The sequence below is a fragment of the Prosthecobacter sp. genome, assembly GCF_044236155.1.
Classification (GTDB): Bacteria; Verrucomicrobiota; Verrucomicrobiia; order Verrucomicrobiales; family Verrucomicrobiaceae; genus Prosthecobacter.
Genome location: NZ_JBIIHA010000002.1, coordinates 446,124 through 465,402, shown reverse-complemented (window position 1 = coordinate 465,402; position 19,279 = coordinate 446,124). Strand labels below are relative to the sequence as shown.

The 19,279-nt window shown below is 60.5% G+C and carries 17 protein-coding genes; 2 read left to right on the top strand and 15 right to left on the bottom strand.

The annotated features are described in order from the left end of the window. Window positions 1–98: 98 nt before the first annotated feature. Both ACILSE_RS03835 and ACILSE_RS03830 read right to left on the bottom strand, forming a co-directional pair. Entirely contained in the window at window positions 99–1,361 is a 1,263-nt protein-coding gene (locus ACILSE_RS03835; protein ID WP_395716029.1) for a hypothetical protein, read from the bottom strand. A gap of 16 nt (window positions 1,362–1,377) precedes the next feature. Continuing rightward, window positions 1,378–2,106 (bottom strand): SDR family oxidoreductase, encoded by a 729-nt coding sequence (locus tag ACILSE_RS03830; RefSeq protein WP_395716028.1) that lies wholly within the window; start codon window positions 2,104–2,106, stop codon window positions 1,378–1,380. Between the two features lie 86 nt (window positions 2,107–2,192). Here ACILSE_RS03830 and ACILSE_RS03825 point away from each other — a divergent pair, with 86 nt between their 5' ends. After that, on the top strand, window positions 2,193–2,981 hold the full coding sequence (locus tag ACILSE_RS03825; protein ID WP_395716027.1) for an IclR family transcriptional regulator: 789 nt from the start codon (window positions 2,193–2,195) through the stop codon (window positions 2,979–2,981). A gap of 56 nt (window positions 2,982–3,037) precedes the next feature. On the opposite strand, the gene ACILSE_RS03820 is transcribed toward ACILSE_RS03825, so the two are convergent. From ACILSE_RS03820 to ACILSE_RS03775, 10 genes are all read right to left on the bottom strand, one after another. Beyond that, entirely contained in the window at window positions 3,038–4,366 is a 1,329-nt protein-coding gene (locus ACILSE_RS03820; RefSeq protein ID WP_395716026.1) for an RNA polymerase sigma factor, read from the bottom strand. 95 nt (window positions 4,367–4,461) lie between these two features. After that, window positions 4,462–5,922 carry a DUF1080 domain-containing protein gene (locus ACILSE_RS03815; RefSeq protein WP_395716025.1) on the bottom strand — a complete coding sequence of 487 codons (1,461 nt, stop codon included), beginning with the start codon at window positions 5,920–5,922 and terminating at the stop codon, window positions 4,462–4,464. Further along, a complete protein-coding gene (locus ACILSE_RS03810) occupies window positions 5,922–6,932 on the bottom strand; it encodes a TolB family protein (protein ID WP_395716024.1) in 1,011 nt (336 codons plus the stop codon). Before ACILSE_RS03810 ends, ACILSE_RS03815 begins: the two co-directional genes overlap by 1 nt. 214 nt (window positions 6,933–7,146) lie before the next feature. Next, window positions 7,147–8,805 (bottom strand): FAD-dependent oxidoreductase, encoded by a 1,659-nt coding sequence (locus ACILSE_RS03805; RefSeq protein ID WP_395716023.1) that lies wholly within the window; start codon window positions 8,803–8,805, stop codon window positions 7,147–7,149. Between the two features lie 95 nt (window positions 8,806–8,900). Next, window positions 8,901–10,271, bottom strand: coding sequence for an FAD-dependent oxidoreductase (locus ACILSE_RS03800; RefSeq protein ID WP_395716022.1), 1,371 nt, complete (start codon window positions 10,269–10,271; stop codon window positions 8,901–8,903). 32 nt (window positions 10,272–10,303) lie between these two features. Further along, entirely contained in the window at window positions 10,304–10,528 is a 225-nt protein-coding gene (locus ACILSE_RS03795) for a hypothetical protein (protein ID WP_395716021.1), read from the bottom strand. A gap of 68 nt (window positions 10,529–10,596) precedes the next feature. Continuing rightward, window positions 10,597–11,892, bottom strand: a complete 1,296-nt coding sequence (locus ACILSE_RS03790) for an FAD-dependent oxidoreductase (protein ID WP_395716020.1) — start codon at window positions 11,890–11,892, stop codon at window positions 10,597–10,599. A 71-nt stretch (window positions 11,893–11,963) separates the two neighbouring features. Continuing rightward, the gene (locus ACILSE_RS03785) at window positions 11,964–12,644 is read right to left on the bottom strand and encodes a family 16 glycoside hydrolase (protein ID WP_395716019.1); all 681 of its coding nucleotides are present in this window, start codon (window positions 12,642–12,644) and stop codon (window positions 11,964–11,966) included. A 43-nt stretch (window positions 12,645–12,687) separates the two neighbouring features. Further along, window positions 12,688–13,716, bottom strand: a complete 1,029-nt coding sequence (locus tag ACILSE_RS03780) for a zinc-binding dehydrogenase (protein WP_395716018.1) — start codon at window positions 13,714–13,716, stop codon at window positions 12,688–12,690. A 17-nt stretch (window positions 13,717–13,733) separates the two neighbouring features. Further along, on the bottom strand, window positions 13,734–14,435 hold the full coding sequence (locus ACILSE_RS03775) for an orotidine 5'-phosphate decarboxylase / HUMPS family protein (protein ID WP_395716017.1): 702 nt from the start codon (window positions 14,433–14,435) through the stop codon (window positions 13,734–13,736). 44 nt (window positions 14,436–14,479) lie between these two features. On the opposite strand from ACILSE_RS03775, the gene ACILSE_RS03770 reads away from it, so the two are divergent. Next, entirely contained in the window at window positions 14,480–15,292 is an 813-nt protein-coding gene (locus ACILSE_RS03770; protein ID WP_395716016.1) for a helix-turn-helix domain-containing protein, read from the top strand. Here the strand turns inward: ACILSE_RS03770 and ACILSE_RS03765 are convergent. Genes ACILSE_RS03765 through ACILSE_RS03755 form a run of 3 tightly spaced genes read right to left on the bottom strand, consistent with a single transcriptional unit; the run spans window position 15,275 to window position 18,747 of the window. Beyond that, window positions 15,275–16,441 (bottom strand): prenyltransferase/squalene oxidase repeat-containing protein, encoded by a 1,167-nt coding sequence (locus ACILSE_RS03765; RefSeq protein ID WP_395716015.1) that lies wholly within the window; start codon window positions 16,439–16,441, stop codon window positions 15,275–15,277. The genes ACILSE_RS03770 and ACILSE_RS03765 overlap by 18 nt on opposite strands. A 40-nt stretch (window positions 16,442–16,481) precedes the next feature. Continuing rightward, window positions 16,482–17,459 carry an alpha/beta hydrolase fold domain-containing protein gene (locus tag ACILSE_RS03760; protein ID WP_395716014.1) on the bottom strand — a complete coding sequence of 326 codons (978 nt, stop codon included), beginning with the start codon at window positions 17,457–17,459 and terminating at the stop codon, window positions 16,482–16,484. 19 nt (window positions 17,460–17,478) lie between these two features. Next, complete coding sequence (locus ACILSE_RS03755; RefSeq protein ID WP_395716013.1) at window positions 17,479–18,747, bottom strand: hypothetical protein; 1,269 nt, start codon at window positions 18,745–18,747, stop codon at window positions 17,479–17,481. Between the last annotated feature and the right edge of the window lie 532 nt (window positions 18,748–19,279).

Below are 19,279 nucleotides of genomic sequence, written 5' to 3'. Positions count from 1 at the left end.
TGAAAAGATCAAACGCATGCGACGCGTGGCCACCCGGTATGACAAAACCGATGTTTCATTCATGGCTTTTGTCCTTCTTGCCATCTGCACTTTATCCCTCAGAAACCAATTTTAAAACACGCCCTAAGCAGGTTGCGATTGTTCCGCTTCAGCGGCGGCTCGGGGCTTTCCCAGCCGCGCGGAGCACCGAGATGCACGACGTGCTGGCCTTTGATGTCGTCGATGCGCAGGTTGTCCATGACGAAGCCATTGCGTGAGCAGCGCCAGCAATGGATGGCGCTGCCGCCGCTCTTGATGACATTTCCGATGACCTCGTAACCATCGAGATTGAAGTTCGGCTCGATGCTCGTGACGCCGGTCTCCATGTAGTTGTAGTTGCACTTCACGTTGCGCAAATGCCCGCGAAACGAAGGATGGCCCAGCAAATAGCCGGAGCCGTTTGGGTTGATCGTGCGGGTGCGCTGGATGGTGATGTCCTCGGCGTCAAAGGACTCGCCGGGGCCTGTTTTGCCACCGGCGAGAAACTTGCCCGTGTGCTCGCCGTAGCACATCACGGAGCGGTTCGTGTCCCTCATCGTGATGCCTTCCACCAGCACACCGCGCACGCGACCATGGACGAGGACGCAGGCGTTGATGTCCTTCACGAGGAAGCCGGGCTGCACGTTGTGCGTGGCATTCATGTCGATGGTGCCTTTGCCGGTGATGCGCACGTTTTCGATGGTGTCGGGCTGGCGTCCATAGCCGACGCGGATGCCGTAGGCGACGGGGCCGTCGTAGGTGCTGAACCACGTGCTGCCTTTGTTGTGCCCGGTCTTGCTGCCAAAGCGGATCTGCACGCCATGGGCGAGCGTTTGCCAGTCGCCGGTGATCGCCACCCGCTGATGCGGAGTCTCGGCGAACTTGCTAGCGGATGGCGGCAGCTTGGCGGTGCCTTGCGGATTGTCCGCGCTCTCAAACACGCCCCAGGCAAAGGTGTCCGCGCTGCCATTGCTGCCTTCGGAGTCGATTCGGATGGTGAAGATGCACGGCTTGATGAGGTCAAAGCGTCCGCCCATTTCCAAATCGTCAAGTTTCTTGCCCGCGTCCTGATCGGTGGTGATCTCCGGATCGGCTTCGAGCTTCGTCGTCTCGTCCGCGAGCTTCAGCGTGGCCCCTTCGCTCAGCTCGATGTGGACCGATTTGTCCACGTAGAGAATGGAGCGATGCTTTGTGAGACCATGCTGATGCACACCGGGCAGAAAGACTAGTTTGTCGCCCGCCGCCGCGCGATCCATCACCGCTTGCGGGTTGTCGCCGGGTTTGATCGAATGCTCCGCAGCATGAAGCAACGGGGCGAGGGCGAGGAGGATGAGGAAACGCATGTTTGGCAGGGTTGGGTTAAAGTTGGGCCATCGGCTGCACCATCGGCCAGAGCTTGATCTCTTCGGTCACGAGGTGTGCGGGAAGTTGGGCGATTTGAACGAGCATCTGGCCCATGTCGGCAGGCGAGATGCATTGGGCGAGCACGGCAGGATCACGCGGCGGCAGGTTTGCGGCGTCGGTGAACTCGGTCTGGCCCCAGGAAGGCAAAACGGAGGTCACGCGCACGCCGTGAGGACGCAGCTCAGTGAGCAGGCAGCGCGTGAACATGAGCAAACCGGCCTTCGCCGCCGAATACACGCTCCAGCCCGGCCAGGCATGCGTGGAGCAGGCGCTGCCAATGTTCACAATGAGACCGCTGCCCTGCTTTTGCATGATGGCGGCAGCCCGACGGCAGCCGAGCATGGTGCCCGTGAGATTACTGGCGAGGCTTTGAGCGATGGCAGCATCCGTCTGCTCACTCGCCGGGCCGATTTTGACGCCCTCGCCTGCGTTGTTGACCAGGACATCGAGACGACCGGTTTGCGCCAGCACCTCGGCCATCAGCCGGTCCCAGGCCTCGCCATCCGCCACATCGGCGACGAAGGGCGTGGCTCCGATGCGCCGGGCCGTTTCGGTGAGCCTGTCGGCATCACGTCCGGTGATCCAGACCCGTGCTCCAGCCTTCACCAAAGCCTCCGCGATGCCCGCGCCGTAGCCGCGCGAGCCGCCGGTGACGATGATCGTGGATTCAGTGATGTTTGTCATTTGGTCGTAGTGTTGAAATGGAGAACCGGATTCAAGGCCACCCATTACGCGTTTGCAATACCAAATCTTGTTTTGTATATCAAACCATGCCCAAAAGCCGAAAAACCGCCACCAACCCTCTCAGCCGCTACAAGGTGCCCATCCTCGACCGCACGCTGGATCTGCTGGAGCTGCTCTCGCAGCATCCCGAAGGCATGACCCTCACCGCGATGACCGAGGCGCTCAAAATGCCGAAGAACTCCGTTTTCCGCATCGCCACCACGCTCACGCTTCGCGGCTATGCCGAGCGCGATGAAGGCACCAAGGCCTACCGCGCCAGCCGCAAGCTCCTGAGCCTCGGCCATGCCGCCGTGGGCGGCGAACGCCTCATCCAGGCCGCCGCGCCCATCCTCACCGCCTTGCGCGATGCCACGGGCGAAACCGCGCTGCTCGGCACCCTGGCCGGAAATCACGGCGTGGTGCTCGATCAGGTGCCGTCCTCGCATCCGGTGAAGGTCGTGGTCGAGATCGGCCATGCCTTCACCCTGCACACCGCCGCACCTGCGAAGGCCATGCTCGCCCACTGGAGCCCCGAGACGCAAAAAGCCTTCGTGCAGCAGATGAAGTTCCCCAAACACACGCGTCACACCATCACCAGCCCCACGGCCTTCCTCGCCGAACTCAAAAAAGTCCAGTCGCAAGGCTACGCCCTCGACCGCGGCGAAGAGAGCGAAACCTTCGCCTGCGTCGCCGCCCCCGTTTTCGATCATCGCGGCCAACCCGTCGCCTCCATCTGGATCAGCGGCCCGTCGGATCGCGTCACGCCAGCCAGCCTCGACAAGCTCGGAGCGAAGGTGAAGAAGTTTGCTGAGCAGCTTTCACAACGGCTCGGATAAAGAGGCTGCGGCTTCAGCCGCATTCCGGGAAGATTCGGCTCAAGCCGAAAACTTTTTCAATCCTCCGGCTCCTTCTGGATGAGCTTCGTGCCAGGCGGCAAGGGGCCTTCGCGGACGGAGACTCCGTTGGAGGTCTTCTTCGCGCCGGGATCAATCGCGAATTCGACAGATGCTTCATTGACGATATCAGAGAAGAGCTCAGACAAAGCATGAGCATCGTCTGTGAGCACCGCACCGAGGTATCGCTCGGCTTGGCTTTCCGTGTTGACGATGTCGGCGAGGTTGAGATGGACCCCGGATTCGGGGCCCGGCTTTAATCCTTTCATCTGCATGGCGAACTGGGCGGCCTCGCTGAGTCCTTTAAACTCATCTGGGTTCTGCGCCATTGTCGCCATCAGCATTGCCATCCTCCCTGAATGGGCGGGATCGAGAGCCAGTTCGCGCATTGTCTTGCCCGGATGCTGGGCCATATGCTCATCCACGGCCTTGCGGGCAGCGGAGAACTTGTCGCTATCTTTGCCAAAGAGCTGCTCAAACATCTCCTCATCGCTAAACTTGGGCATGGCTCGTTTGGGGGATGGCTTGGGCTTGGCTGCCTCAACAACGGGTGCGGGAGCAGGTGGGATCGGCTGGCGCAGCAGGAAGTAGGAGCCGGCCGCAATGACGGCGCTGCCGATGAGTATTTTCGTAGTCGTGGTCATGGTGAGAAGTGTGATTGATGAGAGTATGGAATATGAAGCGGTGGCCGTGGCAGGTAGGCCCACGCCGCTGATCGACAGCTTGCCCAAGCTAGCGGTCAGCGTTGCGGGCATCGCGTGCGCTGGCTGAGCGGCGAACACGGCCGCGAGGCCTGCACTTGCAATCACGCCACGAGAGCGCAGCGCCTCGCGCATGGCGGTGATCGCGCGCTCGATGGCCCGGGAGACCGTGGCTTGGTTCTTGCCGAGATGTCGCGCGATCTCCGCCTGCGTGCGACCTTCCAAAAAGTAGAGCACGAGCACCTCACGCAGCTCCTGCGGCAGTTCGTTGAGCGCTTCATCGACATGCGGCTCGATTTCCGGCCACGCCGCCTCGCGATCCGTGTGCCACGACTCCGCCATAGCTTCCTCCGCCTGTCGTCGTGTGCGCTCTCGGCGCACGGCTTGACATGCCTGAAGCCATGCCACGCGATGCAGCCATGCCCCAACAGATTGCTTGATGCTGCCACTCTTCCGCGCCAGCTCGAGAAATGTCTCCTGGGCGACATCCTCCGCTACGTCGGCGTTTTGGGTGACACGCAACGCGGTGGCATGAACCATGGCCCCGTGTGCATGCACCAGCTCACGAAAGGCGTGAGCATCGCCGTGGCTGGCGTAGCGCTGGAGCGTCTGGAGGTCGGTGAGCATGGGTTCTCATAAGAGTGGCACGAGCGACTCGGTTTATGCGCAGGACAGTAAAAAAGTGGCTGCGGCTTCAGCCGCATTCAAGGCCCCTGATTCGGCTAAAGCCTCAGCAGCTTCACTTTCCGAAACTCGATGCCTGCACCGGCATGTCGGCCCTGGAAGCCGATGCGGCCTTTCGTTGGCATCTCAGTCCAAGGCTTGCCTTGCAGCCATTTCGGCATCTCGGAGCCGTCGGGATTGAGTTTGCCATCCTTCCATCGCGTGAGGTCGATCTCGTTCACGACTTCGCCGTTGAGCACGACGATGATTTTTGGCCCTATGGCGGTGATGGTCATGCGATTCCACTCGCCGGCGGGTTTCACGGTGCTCTTCGTCGCGGGTTGGTGGCCGAAGAAGGCACCGCAGCGCCAGTTGGCGGGCTTTTCCTGCCATTGTTTGGCGCGGTCGTCGCAGATTTGGATTTCGATGCTGGCGGGCATCCAGTTCGTTTCGTCGCTGTTGTAGAGGAAGACACCGCTGTTGGCTCCGGGCTCGAACTTGAACTCGAAATCGAGGACGCAGTCGCCGTGCGTGGCCTTGGTCCAGATGTTTTGATCCTCGGTGGCGGTGAGGGTGCCTTCGCGATAGCTCCAGATGGCTCCGGGGACCTTCATGTTGGTCAAATCGTGCACGAGCAGGTCATTCCACGCGCTGGAGTCGGGATGCGTGCGAAGGGGCGGCGTGAGTTTCGCGGCGGCGGCTTTTTCGCTCGCGGGGATGTCCTCCAAAGGCTCGCCTCGGGCGAACTGGCGCACATTGCGCATGTATTCCGGCGGCACGTCGTGACCGTAGCCGCGCATGATGACGCTCTTGAAATCGACCTTCATGAGCTTGGCCTGACGTTCGAGCAGCGACGTCTGATCGAGCATCAACTGCCGGAACTCCGAGCCGACCGTCATCCCATCGTCGGCCACGAGCAGCAGGAAGCGGCTGTCTTTGATCGGCATGGCCGCAGGCATGAGCTGAAAGCCGCCCTCATGCAGCCAGAAGGCGTGAAAGTGCTGCGTGATGAACTCATCGCGACCCGCCAGCAGCACGCTGAGCGTGTGCGCACCATTCGAGTGCCCGCCGATGACGCTGCGCTCCCAATCAATGTTCGGCACCTCGGCGGCGAGCTTTTTCAGCATCGTGCGATACGCCGTGCTCACGATGGCGAGGTCTTCCATCATCACGGGCAGCGTCTTGCCCTTTGGCTGGTTCTTTTTGAAAAGCGGCACCTGCACCGCGATGAAGTCATCAGCCCCGACGATGTCGCGAGCTATCGCCCCGCCATCCTCCGGCCCACCGCTGCCGCCTTTGATGTAAACGAAGAGCGGATGCTTCGATGCTGCGGAGTAGTTCGACGGCAAGAGCGCCCCCAGCCGCGCCACCTTCGTCGTGCCCGAAACCATGCCCGCGAGCGTGTTCGGCAGCTCGGGGAAGTAGAAACTCAGCGTCGCATTCGGCGTGAGGTCGGCGGCGAAGGATGTGAGGCTGATGAGGCACAGTAGCGTGCCCAGGCGGTGACTCAGCGTTGTCATTATTTTCCCAACTCCATCAAGAATAGCCCAAAACCCTGTCCTGCCTCCATGCCGCTCTTGCCGAGGGTGAAGGCGAGGTATTTGCCATCATCACTCACGGTGGGTTCACCACCTTTGTAGCCTTTGAAGTCCGTGAAAAAGGTCAGGCGCTCGGCCTTGCCTGAGCCATCGAGCGCGAGCTTCCAGGCGTCAATGAGAGGCCAATGATTGCCGTGATGCTCCGCTCTCTCCACCAGGGTGTGCTTGCCATCGGGGAAGACAAACTCAGTTTCTTCATAGTGATCAGGAGAGCGGGAGGCATTTGCGAGCGCCCCTGTTTTCAGATCAAACACGAAGACCTCGCTGTTGGCGGTGTTGCTGATCTCGTAGGCGGTGACGGTCAGCTTTTCATCGCTTGGAGGGACGAAGTTCTGAGTCTCGATCCAGCGGTGAGGTCGGCTTTCTGGAGGAAAGTCGCTGACCTGTAGCACTTGGCGCTTGTTGGTGAGTTTTGGGACTCCGTTTTCATAGACGATCTCACCCGTGGAGATGCGATCTTGCAGGCCATGCGTCCAGGCGATGCGCAGCGCCCTCCGCGACACGGCCGGGCCTTCATCGCAGTGCTCATTCAGCGGCATCGGAGCCTTGGTGAAGCTCTTGTCCAAGACGCTCAGGTAAGACGAGCTGCGGGCCTTCTGCCGCGCATCCTTATCCATGCGGTCAAAGGTGGCCACGGGACCACTCAGCAAGATGTCGCCATTGCTGAGATAGAAGGCCCGGGTGAATCCATGATGTTTAAAGTGATCCGTGCATGGCGTGATGCGGCCTGTTTCGATCTCGTATTCATACACATCCCCAAAGACCTTGGAGAGAAACAGGATGCGTTTGCCATCATGCCGAAACTCAGGCCGCTCGCCCCATGTGGTGAGTTGGCGGATGTTGGGCGGCAGGTGATCCACGGGCGAACCCGACTGGCTTTGTGAAAAAGCACATTGGGCGAGCAAGGCGAAGACGAGGAGGCAGTGTTTCATGGCAAGAGATGAAATAGCTTGTCTATTTCTTTATCCAAAAGCCCCTTCCATGCACAACATCATTTCGATCATTTGCCTCACGTGAGATTGAGGATGGCACATTAGTTGGGTTTCACGGAATACCCTGAGGGCCATTGACGAATGCAGGCGAAAGTGGCTGCGGCTTTAGCCGCATTCAAGGCCCCTGATTCGGCTAAAGCCGAAGCCACTTGGTTTAGAGCCCCTCCGGAACCATCGCCGTGTTTTCGTAGAGGATGACACCGCCGCGTTTCACGATCTCGCGTTGCACAGACTTCACATCCACGGCACGAACGGTCGTGCCGCTTCTTTGCGCTTTCATCGCGGCGATGCCGCAGGCTTCTCCGAGCGCCATGAAGACGGGCTCCATGCGCAGGGTTTGATAGCCGACATGGCTGGCGCTGCACGCGACGGGCACCAGCAGACCCTCCACACACTTCGGCACCAAGATGCGATACGGGAGCTGAAAAGGATCGTGGGAGATGAAGAAGTAACCCGGGCGCAGCAGCGGATAGGCGGGGTCGAATTTTCGCACGGCGTGGGAGTCGAACTCAAACTCGGTGACGGCGATTCCATCGGCGAAACGGGCGGGCAGGCCGGTCTCGAAGACGGGTTTGGCGTCGTTTTGCGTTAGCGTGTATTCGCCCCAGATGCGGCGACCCTGGCGGACATAGATGTGGTGCCGACGGTGGCGATGATCGGTGAACTCATCCTTTGGAAAGCCCCACTGGCTGGCTTCATCGCGTATCGACTGCGGCACGGCGGGATCGTTTTGCAGCAGCCAGACGAGGCCTTCATTGTGGCTCCAGTAGCGGGCAAAGATGCGCTCGCGCTCGGCGGGATCGGCCTCGGGCCAGCGCCAGTTTTCCTCGGCCAGATCGAGCGACTCGGCAGGAACGCCGGTGTCGTGATGCGGATGATCGCTATTCACTTCAAACTTGCCATTCGGCATCTCGTAAAGCTGGATGACTTGATTGAATCGCGTGATCTTCCCCTCAGCGATTTGCGCCAGGACGTGCCGGTAGTCGTCGCGATCGAAAGCGCCAGGTTTCTCGACGGGCAAGGCATTCGCCTTGTCCTTCGTGAGGTGAAAGCGGAAGCAAAACGCCTGAATGCCATCGTCCGCCTCGCCAGTGGAGCCGGGCAGCGGATTGTAGTCTTTGAAGCGCACATAGATGTGGCCGGCATGAGGTTCGCCAAAAGTGGCACGGCTCTCGCGCCCGACGCGATACGGCACGCCCGCGAGTGCAGCGAGGTCGCCCTCGTAAGTGCAGTCGATGAAGGTCGCGGCCCGAAACTCGGTCTTCGTGCCCGGCTTGCTCAAATCCTCCGCCGTGATGCTGACGAGCTTCACCGTGGGTCCGAAATCCTTCGGCGCGGCTCCGTCGATTCGCTTGCCGGGTGTCGCGATTTTTTCCACGCCATCGCTGCCCACGACGCTGGCTGAGACCACGCGATGCCGCTGGAGGAGCGTGATGTTCTTCTCCGCCGCGAGCATGTCGCGGAAGGTTTTCTCGACGATGTGCGGCTCAAACATGTTGCCGCCTTTGCACACCTTCACCTGCTTCGAGTCCGCGCCGTAAGTCGTCGTGTAATGCCCCACGATGCGGCGCTTGAACTCGTTGTAGAGCCCGCCGACCGCGCCGTGCTTGCGGATGTCAGTGTTCGTCAATCCACCCGCCAAGATGCCGCCGACATGCGCGGATTCTTCGAGCACGATGATCTTCGCGCCGCTCTTCGCCGCTGCCACCGCCGCAGCGACTCCGGCGGGATTGGCCGTGACAACCACGACATCCGCCTGCTCGGCGGCAAGCACTGTGGTCAGAGTGAAGAGAAGTGTGAAGATCGTTTTCATGTGGGGTGATTGCTGGAAAGTGGCTGCGGCTTTAGCCGCATCAGGAGGAGAATGATTCGGCTACTGCGAAGCCGCGAAGCGAACCCGAAGCTCCTTTAAGCATCCGTAAATGGCCCGCCGCCTCGCTTTGTGAGCTGCTCGCGGACTTTCACGCCGTCCAACGAGGCGACTTCGACTTTCGCTTTCAAGCTCATCGCAGCGGCGACACCGGCGGCTTCGCCCATGGCCATGGCGGTGACGGTCACGCGGGTGGAGGCGTGGGCACCGCGTGTGGCGCTGTGGCAGCGACCGGCCACAAGGAGATTACTGGCTTTTTGCGCCACGAGGGAGCGATACGGGATGTCGTAGGGCTCGGGCTGCACTTTCTTCGGATCAAAGTCGTTGGCGCTGCCGACGACGGTTTTGTTAGGATGAATGTCGAGATACCAGCAGCCTGTGGCGATGGCGTCATCGAAGCGGCGCGACTTCATGAGGTCGTCCTCTGTGAGGATGTGCTGACCGAGGATGCGGCGGGATTCACGCACACCGATCCACGGGTAAGCTTCGATGAAGTAGGCGTCTTTGAAGGCGGGCACGTTTTGTTTCCAAGCACGGAACATCGCGTGAGCATCCGCGCGGCCTTGCATCTCGGCGCGGGAGAGATCGGCGGCATCGGTGGGGTTCGCGGGCACGCGGACGCCGTGGATATAGACCTCGCTGCCGTGAAAGAGGAACATGATGCCGGGGCCGTAGTAGTGCGGCAGCTCGCCTGCGGCTTGCGCGGCTTTGAGCGCGTCTTTGCAGGCTTGTTTTTCGGCGGGAGAGATTGGCTTCACATTGCCAATGCGGAAATGCAGCGTGAGCGGCTGCACTTCGCTGTTTTGCTCAAAAGGAACGCCGGACCAGGCGGCCACATCAGCATCGCCGGAGCAATCAATGACGACTTTGGGCTTCACGGTCACGAGGCCGTCCTTGTTGGCGACCGTCACCGACTCGATCCGCCCGTCGTTGCTGTGGGCGTCACAAACGAAGCTGTTGAAGAGCAGCCTGAGGTTGTCCTTCTGCTCTTGGAAAAGGCGGTCGAGCAGGAGCTTGAACTCGAAGGTGTTCGGAATGGTCGGATTGTGCTTCGTCACCGTCTGGGCGTCTAGAGCGCACACACCGGACTTTGAGAGCATTTCGAGCGCGATGCCGCGCACCACAATGCGCTTCGTGTCGATGTGAGCGATGCCATCGAAATACGGCAGCCCCACGCTGGTGATGATGCCGCCAGCAAAGGGAGCTTTCTCGACCAGCAGCGTCTTCGCGCCTGAGCGGGCCGCTGCAAGTGCCGCTGCACTGCCCGCGCAGCCACCACCGCACACGAGCACGTCTGTCTCGATGACACGGCGTTCTTTGCCGCTGCTTTTCGGTTCAGCGGCGATGATCGTTGGCGCCGCGGAGGCGATGGCGGCGGTTTGGATGAAGGTGCGGCGAGTGGAGTTCATGGTGTTTTAAAGTGGTTGCGGCTTTAGCCGTATCAGGGAGCGAATGGTTCGGCTAAAGCCGAAGCCACTTTCACTGACTCAGGCTCATAGCCGAAGAAGGGGTAGTCATTCTCGGGAACAAAGGCGGCTTCAGCTTGAGCTGAAGATTCAGGCGCAGCCTGCACTATGACTGGCACAGCCACAGCGGCAGCGGCGGTGCCTTTGAGGGCGCTGAGGAGAGCCTCGCGGCGGCTGAGGGTATTGGATTCGGTGTTCATGGGATTGGGAGAGTGGTTCAGCCCTCCGGGCTGATGAGATGAGTCCAGAGGACTCAACCACATTGAAATCAGGCTTCGCTAAAGGGGCCGCCATTCTGCTTCGCGAGCGTTTCACGCACTTTCACGCCGTCGAAGGTGCCGACTTCGCTTTTCGCCTTCATCGCCAGCGCGGCGGCAGTGCCCGCAGCCTCGCCGAGGGCCATGGCGGTGGCGGTGACGCGGCTGGAGGCGCTGGCTTCGCTGCTGGCGCTGTGACAGCGACCAGCGACGAGCAGGTTGCTCACTTTTTGCGGCACGAGCGTGCGATACGAGATGTCGTAGGGCTTCGGTTGGAAGCCGGAGCCGGTGAAGGGTTTATCGACGGAGACCTCCGGCGGATGGATGTCAAGGAACCAGCAGCCCGTGGCGACGGCGTCGTCATGGCGGGTGGTCTTTTGCAGGTCTTCGAGCGTGAGCACGTTCAGCCCCACGATGCGCCGCGTGTCGCGCACGCCGATATAAGGGCCACTCATGATGTAATAGCTGTTTTCAAAACCGGGCACCTTGGCTTTCCACTCGTTGAAGATTGCCCACGCATCCTTGCGTCCCTGAATCTCCGCGCGGGTGAAATCGGCAGCGTTCGTCGCATCGGCGGGCACGCGGGTGGCGTGGACGTAGCACTCGTCCTTCGCGAAGGCGAAGATCAGCCCAGGTCCGTAGAAGTTCACGAGGCGGCCTTCCTTGTGCGCCTCGATGAGGACCTTCTTCGCGGTGGGGGTGGTCTCTTTTGTCGGCACGACATTGCCGATGCGGAAATGCAGCGTCAGCGGCATGAGCGGCTTCGACGAGATCGTCGGGCAGCCCGCCCAGTGAGCGATGTCGCCATCGCCAGTGCAATCGATGACCTGTTTCGCCTCCACGCGGGTGAGACCATCCTTGTTCGCGATGATCACCGCGGCCACGCGACCTTCCTTCACCTCCACATCGCAGGCGACGCTGTGGTAGAGCACTTTGAGCTTCTCCGATTGCTGGAGAATCAGCTCATCGGTAAGCACCTTGAAGTGCTCCACATTTGGAATCCACATGCTGCCCCAATACTTCGTGACCAGCTCCGGCGGCAGATCGTCGATCGACTTCGCCCCCGGCTTCGCGATACCCAGCCGCTGCAGCAACTCCAGCGCGATGCCTTTCACGACAAAGCGCCCGCTCGGCTTGTCGATGAGGCCATCGAAATACGGCAGCCCGACCGTCGTGATGATGCCGCCGGAGAAGCCAGCACGTTCAATCAGCAGTGTTTGCGCTCCATTTCGAGCCGAGGAAAGCGCCGCCGCGATGCCCGCGCAGCCGCCGCCGCAGACGAGGACGTCAGTTTGGATGGTTTTCATGGTGCCCGAGCATAACGAACAGGCCCCAATTCACGCCACGACAAAGACTGTGCGAAATGCGACCGGCCAGGTCACTTCGCCACGCCTTTGATGCTGAAGTCGTCGTAATGCACATCCACTGGATTCGTGGTAAGGCTGACAAGGGACTTGGTGTCATGCGCGATGCCCGCGGACTGAAAGCTGCCAACTTCCTTGCCGTCGATGGAGACGCTGATGCTATCGCCCTGCGTGGTAACGACGAGGGTATGCCACTCATTGAGGCTGATCTTCGCCGGGATGCGCTTCTGCTTGCCGGCGAGCATCTTCTTTTCGTCGTCGGTGAGCTGGTTGGCCTTCTTGCGTTCGTAGAGCCCGTTGCTGAGATCAAAGCCGCCGGTTTTGGCATCGGCGAGGTTCACGCCGGTTGGGGAAATCGTGGCCTGGCAGATGTGGCCAGCATGGGATCCTTTGTAGTTCTTGTCGTCAAACCACACGTTGAAGCTCTTCGCCTTGTCGCTGGTGAAGCGGAACTTCACGGCGACCTGCAGATCCTTCTCGCCGGTGAACTTGATGTTATCCACCGCGCTGTGGTCGGATGTTGGAGCCGTGATGCCGATGAGCATGCCATCTTTGACGACGCTGGAGCTCTTGTAGTGCCCCCAAGCCTTGCCAAAGCCCTCGGCAGAGAAATCATCGGAGAAAATGACGCGCGGAAAATCAGCAGCGAAAGCGGTGGTGGCGAGGAGGGCGGCGGAAAGGAAAGCGAGTCTCATGGGGCGTTAGGAACGCCCCGGGAGGCACAAACCTTCACCGAACTCACACCGGCCGCAGCACGCTCTTCACCACTTCTCCTTTGTGCATTTTCTCGAAGGCCTCGTGCCATTCGGTGACGGGCCAGACGCCGCCGATGATGGGTTTCACGTCGAACTGGCCGCTGCTCATGAGGGCGATGACGCGCTCCCAGATGGGCCAGTTGTGGCTGAAGCTGCCTTGCAGCGTGATGTTTTTCTGCACGAGCGGGTCGATGTTGAAGCCGAGCGGTTGCGGTCCCCAGCCGACTTTGGAAATCCATCCGGCGGGGCGTACGAGTTCGAGCGCGATCTTGAGCGTGATGCTGGCACCGGCGGCGTCGATCACGCCGTCGCAGCCGAGGCCGTCGCGTTCCATGGCCCAGGGTTTCGCGTCGCCGATGATGACTTCGCAGCCGTAGTGCTTGCGGGCGAGTTCAAGTCGATGCGCATCCTGCTGGAGGCCGACTATGGCGACTTGAGCGCCGCATTGTTTCGCCATGGCGGCGCAAAGGATGCCGATGGTTCCCGGCCCGAGCACGACTACGCGGTCACCGGGCTCGATGCGGGCGTTTTTGACGACCGCATTGTAGGCGACGCAGCAGGGCTCGGTGAGGCAGGCCTGCTCAAAGGGCACGTGATCCGGCACATGATGCAGAATGCGGCTGGGCACGCGCACATACTTCGTCATCGCGCCGTTCACGCCGTAGCCGAAGCCTTTGCGCGTGCTGTCGAGGTTGTAGAGGCCGCGACGCGTCATCGGGTTGTCTTTGGAAATGATGGCGGCGGTCTCGGAGACGACGCGGTCGCCTTCCCTCCAGCCTTCCACGTCCTTGCCGACTTCTACGATGTGTCCGCCGAACTCATGACCGAGCACGACGGGGTAATTCACCGGCCAGGAGTGATCGGAGGTCCACTGATGCAGATCGGAGCCGCAAACACCGACGTTGGCGACTTCGAGGAGCACGTCCTCGGCACCGATGGTTGGCTTTTCGATCTCACGGATTTCGACGGAGCCTTTTTCAGGCGCAAAGTTGACGACGGCGGCGGATTTCATGGTTGGAAGAGGTCGGATTATTCGAAAGCGGGAACGTCTTGAGCATGCACGGCCTCGCAGATCATGCGCAGGGAAGCTTCGAGATTGCCATCGGCGGTTTTGAAAGCATCGGCATCAATGGTAAGCGGGGCGCCGAGCACGACGAGAGGGGCACCGTATTTGGGGCACTGGATGGCTTGTTCGAGGCTGAGACCACCGACGGCCTGCACGGGCACTTTCACGGCCTGGACGACCTCGCGGAGCTTGTCGAGCGGGCTGGGCATGCGGTGGCCGGCGGCGGCGATGCCGCGGCGTTCGTCGTAGCCGATGTGATGAATGATGTAGTCGCAGCCGAGGTCTTCGAGCCATTTGGCACCGGCGACCATGTCTTCGCAGATCATGTTATCGCCCATCACCTTGCATCCGAAGTCCTTCCCGGCCTTCACGACGCATTTCACCGTCTCCGCATGCGCCCGAGCCATCACGACGACATGCGTGGCGCCCGCCTTCGCCATCATTTCAGCCTCCAGATAACCGCCATCCATCGTTTTGAGGTCGGCGACGATCGGCGTGCTCGGAAAAGCCTTCCGCAGGGCGCGGACGCCATGCAAACCTTCGGCGAGGATGAGCGGCGTGCCGGCTTCCAGCCAGTCCACCCCGGCCCGCAGGGCGAGCGCTGCGGTTTCGAGTGCTTCGTCGATGTTCGTGAGATCGAGGCTGATTTGGACGATCGGTTTCATGATTGCACAGCAAAGCAAAGCCACGCATCCTCGTCACGACAAAGATGATGCGAAATGCGACACCGCTGAAACCGCTCGACCGTCCCCGCCGCACGCGGGCGGTAATCGAGCGCTGGAAACGCGAACGGGAGCGCTGGATGGCCGCGCTGGAGCCGACGACGTTGTTCCAGCGTTTGTTCGACCACATCCCCGGCGTCTATTTCTTCGCCAAGAACCGCGACGGGCACCTCATGTTCGCCAGCGAGGGGCTGCGGCAGCGCTACTCGATGCGCGACGAGACGGAAATCCTCGGCATGACCGACTTCGACCTCAATCCAGGCAGCATGGCGCAGGCCTATGTGGATGACGACAAGCGCATCCTCGACGGCAAGGCTCGAATCGTCGAGCGCATCGAGCTGTGGTGGGACCGGCAGGGCATGCCTGACTGGTTTTTGGTGACGAAGCTGCCTCTCTACGACAAACGCCGCCGCGCGCAGGGTGTGATGGGCATCTTGCGACGGCCCGATGAGGCGGAACGTCGTCTGCCGGTGTTTCAAACCGTGGCCCAGGCCGTGGAGATCATCCGGCGCGAGTTCTCCAAGCCGCTGCTGATTGAAGACGTGGCAAAATCCTGCGGACAATCGCTGCGCCAGCTTCAGCGGCGCTTTCAAAGCGCGTTTGGCATCACGCCGCAGGAGTTTCTGATTCGCACACGTGTTTTGGAGGCGACCAAGCTGCTGGAGCAGACCGCGCTTTCCGCAAGCGAGATCGCGACTCAGTGCGGCTTTGTCGATCAAAGCAGCTTCTCCCAGCATTTCCGCAAACGCATCGGCGTTTCACCCGGCGCATACCGGAAGCGTTCAGCGGGCGACCGTTGAAGGCTTCGCGGCATCGAGCTCACCGCACAGTGCCAGCGCCTTCAACGCCTGACATGTCGCGATGTAGGTGCTGTAGTGGTAGTTCCCGCGGTAAAGCGAGTGCATCCACCAGCGGCCGGAGACGCGCTGCTCCTTTTTGAGCCAGGTCACAGCCTTCTGCAGGAGCTCGTCCTTCGCCGGAACGCCGCTTTGACGCATCAGCACGATGGCGAGCGCGGTCATGTAGGCATCGCTCTCCGGCTTTGCGGCATCGGGGAGGCCGGTGATGAGCTTTTTGACGGTGTCGCTCACCTCAAAGTGCCAGTCATCGAGCGCGGAGAAGTCACGCGTGCTCCAGCCGCCGTCGGCGTATTGTTTGGAGGAGAGCAGCTTCAGCGCGGAATCGCGTTTCTCGGCAGAAACGAGCTCCGGCATGTAAAAGGCCAGTTGCAGGCTCAAAACGCGATCCCAGTCATTTTTCGGCTCCGCGCTGCGCAGCCAGGCTTTGAGCTTTTCGACCTTCGCGATCAGTTTTTCGTCCTTGAGGCCGGAAAGCCATCCGGGGGCCGAGGTGATGGTGCGCACGGCTTGCAGTGAGAGTTCGAAGTCGGTCGTGATGTGCGGGATTTCGACCTCGCCATGGCTCACAAAGGCTCCGCTGGCCGCCTGGCGCTCAAACATGTCGCGGATCGACCTCTCGGTGTGCTCGCTCGTCTTACCGGTGAGATGCTTGTCCCACTCCGCAAGGCCTAGTGAACGCCACACAGCCGAAAACGCGCCCGGCATGTGCTTGTAACCGCTCTTCGTGGCTGTCTCCTTCACCTCTTTGATGTCCTTCGGCACGAACTCGATGAAGTCCGCCACGATTTCCTCGCTCGGCTTGCCGAGTTGCGGGATCAAGGCAGGCCGCTCGCTGAGGTAAGGCCCTGTCGTATGGCAGTTCACGCAGCTTTTCTCGCGCACCCAACACGTCGAGCCATCATCCAGATACTTCACGGCCGCCTTGACAGACTCCGGGCCAAATTTGATCACACGCGGTTCGTCCGCGCTTGGAATGCTCACCTTGATATCGCCCGATTTATATTGAAACGCAGGCTTCGGTTTCGGGGCGGGCGTGGTCGCGGCGACAAGGACCGAGGGGACAAGAAGGACACAAAGGACGAGTTTCATGCGGCTGGAATACGCCACGGAAACGGGCTCTCCTTCGTGGCTATTGATTCTTCGTCGGCTCTGACAACGCCTCGAGCGGCGTCGTGTCGATGGTGGACTCAATGCCGCGCAGGATTTTGTCCGTGAACTGCTGCCCGCGCACTTTCACCTCCGGATGACTGACGGAGCCGTGGCCGCCATCGGTGATCGGCACGAGCAGCGAGTTGACGCCGGCTTTTTGCAGCGCGGCGTGAATGACCTCCGCATGCAGGAAGGCCACGCGCTGGTCCTTCGTGCCGTGGAAGGTGATGAAGGGCGGATCATCCTTGCTCACATGCGTCAATGGGGATGCTGCCTTCGCTTCGGCAGGCTTGTCCGGTGCATTGCCGCCGAGCAGGCCGCTCACCGCGTCGTCCTTCCAGATGGGCTGGCCTTCTTTGTCAAACATGAGCGCCTGCGTGAAGTCCTCCGGGCCGCAGAGGTTCACCACGCATTGCACGCGGCTGCTGAAGCTCGTGTTCGGACCGAGATCGCCTTCCAGTTCCTTCACGTCGCCGCTGGTGCCGAGCAGCGAGGATAGGTGCCCGCCCGCCGAGCTGCCCCACACCGCGATCTTGTCCGCATCGAGTCCGAGTTCCTTCGCGTGCGCGCGGATCCAGCGGATCGCCGCCTTGCAATCGTGAGCTTGTGCGGGCCAGCGCGCTTCCTTCGTGAGACGATAGCCGACGCCCACGGCAGCATAGTCACCGGTGCGTGCGAGCTGAATGCCCAGGGAAGCATAGCCGATGCGATCGCCATTCACCCAACCGCCGCCATGGATCATCGCGATGACCGGCAGCGGCTTGTCGCTGTTCCGCTTCTTCGGGAGATACACATCCACCATCTGCTTCGGATTCTCATTGCCCGCGTAGGGCTGGTCGAGCTTCACCTCGACCTCGCTTTTCCCGGCATTGGAAAGGATGATTTGCTTCTGCGCGGACAGTTGCTGTCCGAAGGACGGTGAGGCTGCGAGCAGCAGGAATGCGATGAGATGTTTCATGTGCAGGAAAAACGTCCGCTCACCGGGCATTCTTCAGCCGCTCCCAGGCCATCTCAGCCCAGAAGAACTGCGAGTAATAGAGCTTCGCGTAGTCGTAATGCGCGATGACCCTCTCCACGTCGGATGCATGCTGCTCCAACACAGCGGCATCGGGACAGAGGGTGACGATCCAGGCGGCGGCGGTGGGTTCACGGACAAATGCGGTCTCCTTGGCACGACGCGGCGCCACTTTGAGGAAGCTTTTCAACTGTGTCAGGGCGAGGTTTTGCGCCTCGTGCTCGGTGGTCTGCGGCTTCCATTCCTTGTTCATCACGCGCCAGTCCATCTCGAAGCGGCTCGTGTCAGCGTTGTCGAATTGCTGCGCCAATGAAAGGCTCTCCGCGGCCAGTTTGGCGCTCGCGACAAGGCCCTTGGCGAAGTCCGTCTTGAAATCCGCATTCGTCTCCAGCTCCCACAGGCCGCGCAAGCCGCCCACTGCTGCGCATGAGGTCCAGTTGTGCCGTTTAGAGTACCAAAAGACCATGCCTCCCGCGCACAGCTCGCGCTTGCTTTGGTTCTTCTCGCCGCCGCGCTTCTCCAGCTCTGCCAGATACATCGCGCGCCACTTTTCATCGTCGGTGACGCGATGCAGCATCTTCATGGTGAAAAGCATCCGGGCCGCCTCCTCAAAGTGGAAGCCGTTGAAGCTGCCTCGCGTTTTGAAAGGCTCCTCGGCTGGCATTTTCCACCCGAGGCGCACGATCTCCTCCGCCGTCTCAACGAGGTGCTTCACGATCCGTGCCTTCTCTTCCTGCGTGGCAAGCTCCGACTCCCAGTAGCGCCACAGGCCGAGGAACCAAGGCATCGTCTGGTCATTCGAGCCCATCGGATAATGCGACTTGCCATCCGTGCTCACGCCACGACCGACGAAGCCCTTCACATCGCTGATCGAGTTGAGTAAAAGAAGGCCTTCCATCAGCTTGCGGGCCTTGATGCCATCTTCCGCCGATTTCGTGCGCTTCCAGCGGTTCACCGCCGCGTCCATGTAAAGCCCGTTGAACATCGCCCCGTTCTCGATCGGCGCCCACCAGCCCAGCGCGTTGGGTTTACCCGCCTTGCACTCCTCCGGTGTGGGCAGCGAAACCTTGCCGCCCATGTCGGCGAAGTCGATCATGATGCCGTGTTTATCAATGAAGCGACGCCAGATCTCGGCATGGACTTGCTCGGCAGTCTTGGAGGCATCGGCGGCGATGGTTTGGAGCGCAGAGATGGGGAAAGCGCAGAGGAAGATGAATGAGAGGCGGGTCATGATGCTGAGCAGCTTCGATTGGCCATTGGCTTTTGAAAGGATAAATGGGGGAAATTGCCACCCAAAAGGTGCGGGGCATGGGCGAGCACTCCCAGATCGGTTTGCTGGCGCTGGAGTTGTGCGGCTCCATTCAGTCAATGACCCCGGCAGGTTTTGATTGAATCGTACTATGTTTAGATGCCCTTCTCCGAGCTTCATCGAGATTCGTGCAATTTGTTCAATCCGCGATTTCATCACATTTCTGCAAGCCTGCCGCCAAAATCAGGAGCGTGCAGTTTTGGAGGTGTGATGTCGCTGATCCCATCTTGTTGGAGACATCGTCCGGCGGCCAACAACATATCTTTGGAAAGCCTCGAACAAGCGGGTCTGCCGAACTTTGTCGTTAAGACGCCGGAGGCTGATCCATTCGGCTTTTGCAAGCGACGATCCTGCTTTTGTATCCAATTTCCACAGGACCAACAGCACAGAAAAATGCGGGGTAAATCGTCCTCTTTTCCATCACACCTGACATCACGCTTGTCGTCGTCCCGTA